Here is an 11,290-nt window from a genome sequence, read left to right on the forward strand (position 1 = left end):
TTATTTTTCGGATTTTATCTTCCTACCGCCGTAAATAACCTCTTCCCCATATCTGGCCAATTGCATTTTTTCGCGTTCCTTTTCTGGAATCTCATAATAAATCCTGTCTTCAATAACATCAAATCCGGCGCGTTTAATATATTCGGGATAATCCTTGCCGAACTGCCGCACGTGGTCATACTGTCCGAACAATCTTTCTCTCTCCTTAGGATCGGTAATATTCGGATCTTCAAAAGTGTTAATATCAGGATTTATTGGAACTAACAATATAGCTTGTCCCTGTGGCCTTAAAATACGGTATAATTCTTTTAAAGCAATATTTGCATCTTCAACATGCTCGAGAACGTGATTACAAATAATGAAATCATAACTATTGTCCGGTAAATTAATCTTCATTACATCTAACTTGATATCTGCTATGGGAGAGTCGATATCCGCAGTAGTGTAATTCAGATTTTTACAAGTTCTGAAACGTTTCAAAAATGGTTGTTCGGGAGCAATGTGCAGTACATCAAGATTATCAGTAAAGAAGTTCGTTTTTTCTTTCAAATAAAGATACATCAATCGATGGCGTTCAAGCGATAAACATTTTGGACATAGTCTGTTATCCTTGGCCTCGCCGTATCCGTAAGGCATAAATTTCCTGAATGAAGTTTCGCAAACCGGACAGTACACACCACTTCCCCAATAAAAAGGTCGTACAATAAATCCGAATGCTTTACTGAACCTGATTAAGGTTTGTCTGGAAAATTTGGATGTTGCGAAAGATATAAAACGTTTCATCTTATGATATTTTTAGATAGAATGACAAGATTTACGAAATTAACATATCCGAAAATTTCTTATGAAGAATAAATTTATTATTCAATTGAATTTGTTAATTCTGCAAATCTTGTCATTATGTCTAATGCAACATTATTCGAATTTAGGTTCAATTCCCATATTATAGAACATAAATGCCCATTCATCAACAATTTCTTCAATAACTTTTGAAGTTGGTTTTCCCGCTCCGTGGCCGGCCTGTGTTTCTATACGAATCATAACAGGATTGTCGCCGGAATATTTTTCTTGTAATGTAGCTGCATATTTGAAAGAATGTGCCGGAACAACGCGGTCGTCATGATCGCCAGTAGTAACAAGAATTGCAGGATAATTGACATTTTCTTTGATATTATGTAAAGGAGAATATCCGTAAATATATTCGAACATTTCTTTACTGTCTTCGCTTGTACCGTAATCTGTTGCCCAATATCTTCCGATAGTAAAATATTGATAACGCAACATATCGAGAACTCCTACAGCCGGCAAACCCACTGCAAATAAATCAGGACGTTGATTGATAACAGCACCTACAAGAAGTCCGCCGTTGGAACCGCCTTGCAAAGCAAGGTATTCGGGAGAAGTATATTTATTAGCTATAAGATATTCGGCTGCAGCTATACAATCGTCGAAAACATTTTGTTTTTGCATCAGAGTACCGGCTTTATGCCATTTTTCTCCATATTCGCCACCGCCGCGCAGGTTGGCAACAGCAATAATACAACCGTTTTCTAAAAGTGGAATTCTTGATGTTGAAAAACCCGGTGTCAAACTGATGTTAAATCCGCCATAACCGTAAAGTAAAGTCGGATTTTTACCGTTCAATTCCAGATCTCTTTTATAAGTCAAAAACATCGGGACAGTTGTACCGTCTTTTGATTGATAAAAAACTTGTTTTGTAATATAGTTATCGGAATCGAATTTTATTTGTGATCTCGAATATTCCGTTGAAATATTATTTTTGATGTCGTATTTGTAAATGATTGACGGAGTATTATATGATGTGTAAGAGTAAAAAGTAATATTATCTTCCGGTTTACCGTTGAATCCGCTTATTGAACCTATCGGTAGATCAAGAACATAGGAGTTTTTGCCGTTTGTGTCGAAAATCTCTATATAAGTATGGGCGTCTTTTAAGTAACTTGCGATTAATTTTTCTCCAACATATTGAACGCCGTTTAAAACATAATCTCTTTCGGGAATTACATCTTTCCAATGTTTTTTATCGGTGGCTTTATTAATAGGAACCGATAATAATCGATAATTCGGTGCATTATCATTTGTCATAATATACAAATCATTGCCGATAATATCCATCACATAGTAATCTTTTTCAAAATCCTTATTGATGTGAGTGAATTCTTTATCTTTACTTTTCTTGAAAGCAAGGGAATTTCCACTGGTTGATTCTGTTGTGTACAAAAACATATATTTATCATCGTCGCTTACCTCAATACTGAAAGAACGTTCCGGGTTTTGCGGTTCGGAATAAATTAAAATATCCTCTTCCTGCGGAGTTCCAATTTTATGAAAATACAGCATACAATTTTCGTTGGTCCCTTTAAGTAAATCACCTTCTTTTGGTTCTGGGAAGCGACTATATATCACGCCGTCGTCGTAGGTTGCTATACTGGAAAATTTTATCCATTTCAAATGATCGTCGAGAAGCGTACGGGAATCAATATCCATAAAATAAAATTCGCGCCAATCGCTGCCGCCTCTTGATATGCTGTAAATAAGTGTTTTGCCGTCTTTGGTAATGTTGAAACCCGATAAAGCAATGGTTCCGTCTTCGGAAAAAGTATTCGGATCTAATAAAATTTCACCTTCTTTATCATCAATATCCTTAAGAAGATATACCACATTCTGATTCTGTAATCCCGAATTTTTGTACATTATCCATCTATTATTTATTTTAACAGGTGATGATGATTTTGGATAATCCCATTGTTCAGTTAGTCTTTCCCTCATCTCTGCTCTGAATGGAATTTTATCCAGATAAGCAAAAGTAACTTCATTTTGGGCTTTTACCCATGCCGCCGTTTCTTCCGACATGTCATCTTCCAGCCAACTGTACGGATCGGCTACTTTAGTGCCGAAATACTCATCAGTATGGTCTGTTTTTTTTGTTTCGGGATATTTTATTCCCTTGCTTTTGTTCTGATTACAAGAACTAAATGTTGTCATAATAGAAATGATTACTGTAATTAAAAGGATTTGTTTCATGTTAAATATTTTTAGTTTATTGTTTAGTGTTTTTGATTAAATGTTTATGATTTGTTGTTTGAAAAGAATCGGAAAATTCTATGAGTTTGCATGCCTTTATTTCGACAATTGGTAGGATTAATTCTATTTGAAATTGATGTTATTTTTGTCATAATCTGTTGTTTAAAACCGAAAATTTAATAATTCAAATATTTTTTTGATCTTAGAATTATAATTCTGCTATTTAGTTTATGAATCCACCAATCAATAACTCATAATCGATAATTGTTAATTATTAATTAAAATTTATCTTTGCAAAATTAATTTGCAAGAATACAAATTTTAATCGAAATATAAAAATGAAAAAGGTGAAAATTCTAAGACAAAGTCAGATATTCTTTGATGACATTCTTAATCAGGAAATTCCGGAACATGTTTATCAGGTCTTAACTTCGGATAATAAAAATAATCTTATCTCGGAAATTACTTATAATGATGAAAATGAAGAAATAACTAAAATTACCCGCGAGTTTGACGAAGAGAACAGGTTGAGAAAGGAAATTAAGGAAGAAAAGGAATTGGATACCGAAATTGTTGATTTTTATTATAATGATAAACTGCTGATAGAGGAAATACGTGAATTCGGCGATATGTATATGGAACGCAATGTTTATAATTATGATGATAAGGGAAATTGTATTGAAAAGATTTATTTTGGTGAGGATGATATGATTATGGATAGAAAAATCATGATTTATGAAAACGGGTTACTTATTAGAATTGAAAATGAAGAAGATGGAGATGTAGAAATTGAAACGGAATATTCCTATGATGAAAACGGAAATAAAGTTGAAGAAATTTACCACACTTTGGAAGGTAAAGAAATGACAACAAACTATTTCTATGAAAATAATTTACTCGTTAAAACAATAGTTTATAATGAATTCGCAAATATATCTCATATAGAAGAGAATGTTTACGATGAGAGAAACAGAATTATAAAAACAATTACCAAAACTCACGACGACACGATTACTTATCTTTTCGATATCAACGAAAATAATCAGGTTTACCGTTTGAGAATTTTTAATATTAAAGATGAAATGCTTCAAGAAATTACTCGTGTTTATGAAGATGGCGAACTGGTTTCTTCCGTCAGTATGGTTTTCACTCCTGAGCTTAATAGGAAAGAACTTACAAACTTGAGATATGTAAAAGAATAAAATATAAGTGATAGAATTACAGGTTTAGAAAATATGTTACAATAATACTGTGAAATTTTATACTTATAACTGATATGAATATGTGAATTTTAAAAATTATATGATTTTATTTACATGAAATATTATTCATTTAAAAAATAAATTTACATTGTGTTTAATCCGCAAATAATCTAAAATTTATGAAGAGAATAGTCCTTGCCGTAATTGCCGTCTTATTTTTCCTGAGTTCCGCTGCTCAGAATGTTGAACCGAATTGGGAATCAATAAAAGCACGTCCGTATCCGCAATGGTTTTCGGATTCAAAATTGGGAATTTTCATTCATTGGGGATTGTACTCCGTACCGGCTTATTGCGGTAAAGAACAATACGGCGAATGGTATCTGAAGGGTATGATGGAAAAAACTCCGTTCAGAATGGAATTTCATAATAGAGTTTTCGGCGAAAATTTTGATTACCGTGACTTTGATAAACTTTTCAAAGCAGAATTGTTCGATGCTGAAGAATGGGCCGATATTTTTAAGAGAAGCGGTGCTAAGTACGTACTGCTTGTGAGTAAACATCATGACGGATATTGTCTTTGGGATAGTGAATACGCACCAAACTGGAACAGCGTTACAGGCGGTCCGAAACGAAATATTGTGGAAGAATTGACTTCCGCAGTCAGAAATAAAGAAATGAAAATGGGATATTATTATTCCCTTCCCGAATGGAATAATCCTTTGCATGTCTGGACAAAAGATCCGCATGATTCTATAGGAACTTATGTTGAGAAACATATGATTCCCCAGTTTAAGGAATTAGTTTCTCGTTACAAACCTTCTATCATATTTGCCGATGGTGAATGGTTTAATTCTGCAGAACAGTGGCATGCCGCGGAACTTATCGCTTGGTATTACAATACTGTTGGTGGGGAAGCAATTGTCAACGACAGATGGGGTAGCGGTGCCGATTACGGTTTCAGAACTCCGGAATACAGCGCGGGCATTACTCAAGCCGATCGTCCTTGGGCAGAATGTCGCGGATTGGGACGATCATTCGGACTTAATAGAAATGAACCTCTCGAAAATTATATTAGCTCTGAAAATCTGATAAAGCATTTTGTTAAGCTCGTTGCTGCAGGCGGCGGATTAACGCTCAATGTAGGGCCTTCTGCCGATGGAAAAATCCCTCTTATTCAACAAGAAAGATTGTTGGATTTAGGAAATTGGCTCGAAACAAACGGAGAAGCCATTTACGCAACAAAACCTTTCCCTAAATTCTACGAGATGAAAAATGTTTCTGTTAGCAGAGTTGATGAAAATATTGATTTTAATTGGGTTAGAAACTCTCCTGATCCTGAAATCAGCTATGATAATTTTACTGCCGTATGGACGGGATATATCGTTCCCGATTATTCCGAAGAATACACTTTCGAAGTAATTGTTGATGACGCCGCAAAAATTACGATAGACGGCGAAGTTATTATTGATTTTGATAAAAATATTACCAATACATCTGAAAGTAATGCGCAGGAAGGACAGAAATTTAATTTTTCAACAGGGATGAAAAATCTTAAAGCCGGAAAAGTATATAAAATAGTTGTTGAATATCAGGAAAATAATCTCGAAGCTAAAATAAATCTTTTCTGGTCCTCTCCGTCACTTACAAAGGATATAATTCCGTCAAATAAATTATTTTTAAAACAGGATAAGTCTGAAAACGGATTAAATGCAGTTTATGCAAGTGAAAAAGCAACAATATCTTATACGGTTAAAAATGATAATCTTTACGCAATCTGTCTGGATTTTCCTGAGGATAAACTCGTTCTGTCGATAGATAAGCCTGAAAAGGGAATGAAAGTCATTTTCTTGGATAATAATTCGGAAATGAAATGGAAGTATAAAAAAGGGAAATTAGTTATTGATACTTCGGGCATTAAGTTTTCGGATATTGTAAGTATTGGCGCCTGGACATTCAAGTTGGAAAATTATTTTGGAAATGAATAATATCTGGCAACGAACTCTTGGCGCAACAAAACGTGTTCTGCCTTCAGCATTGAAAACCGCATGGTGGATAATTAAAATCACAGTAATTGTTTCATTCTGCATTCTGATACTAAAATATTTGGGTATTATTGATTGGATTTCCGTCTTTTTAAGTCCGCTTTTTTCCTACATCGGATTACCGGGCGAAGCTGCGCTTGCGTATGTTTCCGGCTATTTCGTAAATGTTTATTCAGCAATAGCGGCAATGGTAACATTGAATATGGATTTTAGAGCAATAACTATACTTTCCGTTATGGTTTTGTGTTCGCATAATATGATTACCGAAACCGCCGTACAAAAAAGAACGGGTTCATCCGCAATACGTATTGTTGTTATCAGAACGCTTTCGGCAATAATATTAGGATTTATACTTAATTTGATATTACCAAATAAAACCGATTATTCAGCGGCAGAAGCATCTGTTGCAATAAATGATACGCTGATTTTCAAAGACATGCTCCTCGCTTGGTTTAAATCTACATTCTTTTTAGTTTTGAAAATGGCCGGATTGATTTTCGGGTTGTCAATATTACAATCTATTCTTAACGAATTCGGTATTATTAAACTTTTGAGTAAAGGCTTAAAACCGGTGATGCTTTTCTTCGGGTTGCCGGTAAATACCGCGTTTTTATGGATTGTGGCCAATACGCTCGGATTAGCTTACGGAGCGGCTGTTATGATAGAAGAAACTCAGAGCGGTAATGTAAGCCTTAAAGACGCCGATTTGTTGAATCATCATATTTCCATCTCGCACAGTAATTTAGAAGATTTGCTACTCTTAGCTTCAATAGGCGGAATGGTCTGGTGGCTTTTACTCTCGCGCTGGGCAATGTCGTTTGTGCTGGTTTGGGAGAGGCGGTTTGAGAATTTCGTAGTTGAAAAGTTAAGAAAATAAGAATAAAGAGAAGTTAGTTGTCTTTTATTACTGATTTTACTCTTCCGCAGATTCCATTATTATTATTTCCTAATTTTATATTATTAACAAATTGTTAATATTTTTCTTGATATAATTGTAATTATTAAAATAAGATTGTTATCTTTGAACGTGATTAACATTTGTTAATATAATGCTTTTGTCGATTATAATTTATTGTATATGTAAAATTATAGATAAATATGTGTATTTGAGTCTTTTTCTTGATTTTGTTTTTCATATCATTTTAAGATAAAATTACTGTAGAGTTTATTTCAAGATTATTTGATTATATTCGATTTTTATAAAAATATAATACTAATTTATTAACTTAAAAATACCCTAATGAAAAAAATAACATTGACATTTTGTTTATTATTTATTGTTACATTTCGGATATTCGGTCAAAATTGTTGGGATTGCCCGACAGATAATAAGGCAACGGGCTTATCGTCGATATCTATTGGAACATTGACATCTGTTACCGGATTAAACTCATTTGTCGGCGGTATCTCCTCACAAGTATTAGCTACCAACAGTTTTGCATACGGTAATTATGCAATAGTACAATCAACTGCCGGCGGTAGTATGGTTTTAGGAAATTATCTTAAAACAAGTTTGACAAACTCAATTCTTATAGGTTCGGGAATCGACAGGAATAACTATCTTGAAAATAATATTACCAATAGTATAATGCTTGGAGTTACTGCAGTGCCGTCGCTTACAATAGTACGTCAGTCCAATACATCACTTCCGGGTTATGTAGGAATAGGTACTACAGCACCGACAGAGTTATTAAGTGTTGCCGGGAATTTATTATTAGAAAGTGCATCTGCTAATTCCGGAGAATTAAAGTTTAAATATAATAGTAGTATTGCAAACGACACTTGGATTGTTTTTTCAAATAATACCGGTTTACGTTTTGATTATAGAGCAAATGGAATTGGAAGCAAGTCAAAACAGATATTGTTTTTAAGTAATGATGAAAAAGTAGGAATAGGCACTATAGTACCTTCGGAACGTTTACATGTTGCCGGCAACATTTTATCCGAAGATAAAATAATTGCAAAAAACGAAATTATGCTGGTACCAGATCATGCTTCAAATATAGGCTGGCATATAAAACGTGAGGCATCTGGTTTACATTTTATCTATGAAGCCGGCGGAGCTATTGATGTTACTAAATATAATTTGTGCATAGAAAATAACGGAAATATAGGAATCGGTACTACTACCCCCCGCACTACATTAGATGTTATAGGTGATATTTCTGTTAAAAACTTATGGGTAAATCATGATGTTACATCAGATTGGAATTATGCATCCGGAATATACGTTAACAGAAATTATACTAAAGCATTTACGGTACAAAAAAGAGATGGCAATATTTATACTGAAAACTTCATTGTGTGGGGCAATGGTGTTGTGTCTGCCAGAAAAATATTTACAGAGAAGTTAGAAATCACCATGAATGCTTTAAATAATTATTGGTACGATCACGTTTTTTATTCCGACTACAATTTGCGTTCTCTGCCTGAATTAGAGCAATTTATTAATGAAAACAAACATTTACCCGAAATACCCTCCGCTGAGGAAGTGATGAAGAATGGTATTGATGTTGGCGATATGCAAGGAAAGCTATTACTTAAAATTGAAGAGCTCACCTTGTATATTTTAGATTTACAAAAACAAATAGATGAATTAAAATCTCAAAATGGAGGTAAATAATGAAAAAGCCCATTATTTTCCCTACCTTTGTAATTAAAATCTCATTAATCATTATTGTGATGTTTACAAGTTTACATCTTATCTGCCAGAACATAACCTTACAAGGTAAACATTTTTATTTGGAAGGTGAGAAATTTTATCCTATGGCAGTTAATTATATTGTAGAGAATATTCTTCACGACGATAATTATTTCCTGTCGCCGACCCACTGTTACCGTACCAATGATTATGAGTGCAATAGTCCTCAAACATGCAGCACTCAGATAGAAGAAGATTTTGCCTATATAGCCGGTATGGGCTTTAATACCGTTAGAATAATGGGAGTTAGTCCTGATTATTATCCAGACAAAGGTTTGTGGAGTTTAGTATATCATACGGCAGATACAATAACCGATACCTTAATAGTAAATCCCGGAGATCCCTCTGATCCGGCCATGGATTTTATCTTACGGGAATGCGATAATATTCTGGAATTAGCCAATTCTACGACTCCTCCGTTAAAAATCATCTTTGTCATGACCGGTCGTAAAACAACGTTTGATGATACAGAGATTAATTTATGGAGTTCCTATCATGCTGCTTTTGCAACCCGTATAAGAAATTCTCCGCATGGTGATGCCTTACTGGCATATGATTTAATCAATGAACCCGGTGATAATATGAAAAATATAATAAATAATATGTCAAAACAGGATGCGTGTAATATAGTAAGTTCATGGTATGACAATATAAAAACGCATGATCCGGATCATCTGATAACCTTTGGAAATTTTAATATGGAGGATATCTTTGTATTTGATCATTCGATGCTAAAGGTAGATTTTAATTCGTATCATTATTATCCCAGGTTTAGACCCTATGAAGACCTGTCTGACCCAATAGTTCAGGAAAAGATGCGTGTGCGTACGGCAAATCATTTATACTGGATAAATGAGGTGTCGATAGTTCCATGGATAATAGGAGAGACGAGTTTTTCGGCTAAGAACAATATTGAGATTAGTTATTTCGGAACATTGGACGACCAGGGCGACTATGTATCCTACACATTGGATGCGGTATGTAATTGCGGCGGGAGCGGATTCAGCTGGTGGCAATACCAGGATGTTTATTGGGATAGTGCTGAGCATAAATATGTAGGATTATTAAAGTTAGGTTTTAATCCGGGTCCCTTGGCTGAGAAACAACCGGCAGTGGATTATTTCAGGAACTATATACCGGTTATAACAGGTGAATGTCCTGTAGATTATAGTCCTGTCTTTGATGCAAATAAGATTTATTATAATGTATACGGACATCCGTCAAGTCCTGGAGAATTTTCGCGCCATGTAGCGGACCAGGATGGTAATCCTATTAAGGATGCGGTGGTAACAGTATGGACAAAATTAGCTGAGAATGTTTACCCCATATATTATACCCATACAGATGTGAACGGTTATTTTACAGCTATTCCGGCACCTGCATATTTGCCTGAACATACTATGTCGAAGATAGTTGGAATTAAGGTTTCTGCTGCCGGAGCTTCGGTATATTACAAATGGGCACCAGAAAATATCGGAATTGAAATTCCGGACACTATAATATTAACTAAAATCAAGGATAATATATCGGTAACAGGTGAAAGTGTATCCAACGGCCAAACTAAAGATTATAAGGGTTGGAGATCGTTAACCGTATCCAACACAAATATTAATCCGGGCGGAAATGCGGTATTTACTTCGGCAAAAAACATTACCTTACTACCCGGTTTTTCGGCTGATGCGGGAAGCCTTGTCAGTATGTACATTGCACCTTATGATTGTGAAGAATGGGAGCCTTTGAAAAGTAAAAGCATGCTGCATGTTTATAAAGAAGATTCGGGAGGTTTTTATGAAACAGAAAAATCAATTACCGTAGAATTTATTACCGGAGAAACTGTTATGGATAATTATCTCAATATTTTCCCCAATCCTGCAAATGCTATGGTTACCATTCAGTTGTATAGTAATAATGGGGAATCATTTATAGAGAGTGTCAAATTATATGATGTATCCGGTAAAGTATTCCTGAATAAACAAATGCATGAAAGTTCCTATATTGTTGATATCTCATTATATCCGAAGGGTATTTATGTTTTAGAGGTAAAAGACGGAATAAAAACATATTATGAAAAATTAATTAAAAAATAGAAACTATGAAAAAGAAAATTTTATTATTGGCGTTTGCGATACTATTTAATATTGTAAGTGTATTCTCCCAAGGCGGAATTACTGGACCGCTTAACTGGAAAATAGAAAATGACACACTGATTATCAGCGGAGAAGGTGCGATGCTCAATTATCCTCCTCCCATGCCGGGCAGTTGGCCATCCCCGTGGCACGATTATGAATTTAGCGCTGTTG

General features: G+C 34.6%; 8 protein-coding genes. 6 read left to right on the forward strand and 2 right to left on the reverse strand.

Going from position 1 to position 11,290, the window contains the following annotated elements:
- Both LBP67_09880 and LBP67_09885 read right to left on the reverse strand, forming a co-directional pair.
- Positions 1-783, reverse strand: coding sequence for a methyltransferase domain-containing protein (locus LBP67_09880; protein ID MDR2085287.1), 783 nt, complete (start codon positions 781-783; stop codon positions 1-3).
- A gap of 132 nt (positions 784-915) precedes the next feature.
- Positions 916-3,045, reverse strand: a complete 2,130-nt coding sequence (locus LBP67_09885; GenBank protein ID MDR2085288.1) for a prolyl oligopeptidase family serine peptidase — start codon at positions 3,043-3,045, stop codon at positions 916-918.
- Positions 3,046-3,383: 338 nt separating this feature from the next.
- On the opposite strand from LBP67_09885, the gene LBP67_09890 reads away from it, so the two are divergent.
- From LBP67_09890 to LBP67_09915, 6 genes are all read left to right on the forward strand, one after another.
- On the forward strand, positions 3,384-4,247 hold the full coding sequence (locus LBP67_09890; GenBank protein ID MDR2085289.1) for a hypothetical protein: 864 nt from the start codon (positions 3,384-3,386) through the stop codon (positions 4,245-4,247).
- Between the two features lie 179 nt (positions 4,248-4,426).
- Positions 4,427-6,232: an alpha-L-fucosidase gene (locus LBP67_09895; GenBank protein MDR2085290.1), complete on the forward strand. Its 1,806-nt coding sequence runs from the start codon at positions 4,427-4,429 to the stop codon at positions 6,230-6,232.
- Positions 6,225-7,166, forward strand: a complete 942-nt coding sequence (locus LBP67_09900) for a nucleoside recognition domain-containing protein (protein MDR2085291.1) — start codon at positions 6,225-6,227, stop codon at positions 7,164-7,166. Before LBP67_09895 ends, LBP67_09900 begins: the two co-directional genes overlap by 8 nt.
- A 363-nt stretch (positions 7,167-7,529) precedes the next feature.
- Positions 7,530-8,912, forward strand: coding sequence for a hypothetical protein (locus tag LBP67_09905; GenBank protein ID MDR2085292.1), 1,383 nt, complete (start codon positions 7,530-7,532; stop codon positions 8,910-8,912).
- Entirely contained in the window at positions 8,912-11,077 is a 2,166-nt protein-coding gene (locus LBP67_09910) for a T9SS type A sorting domain-containing protein (protein MDR2085293.1), read from the forward strand. The genes LBP67_09905 and LBP67_09910 overlap by 1 nt, the downstream gene beginning before the upstream one ends.
- A 26-nt stretch (positions 11,078-11,103) precedes the next feature.
- Positions 11,104-11,290 (forward strand): hypothetical protein (locus LBP67_09915; protein ID MDR2085294.1); only part of this gene is annotated, 187 nt, incomplete at its 3' end.

It is taken from the genome of Bacteroidales bacterium (assembly GCA_031276035.1).
Taxonomy (GTDB): domain Bacteria; phylum Bacteroidota; class Bacteroidia; order Bacteroidales; family BM520; genus RGIG7150.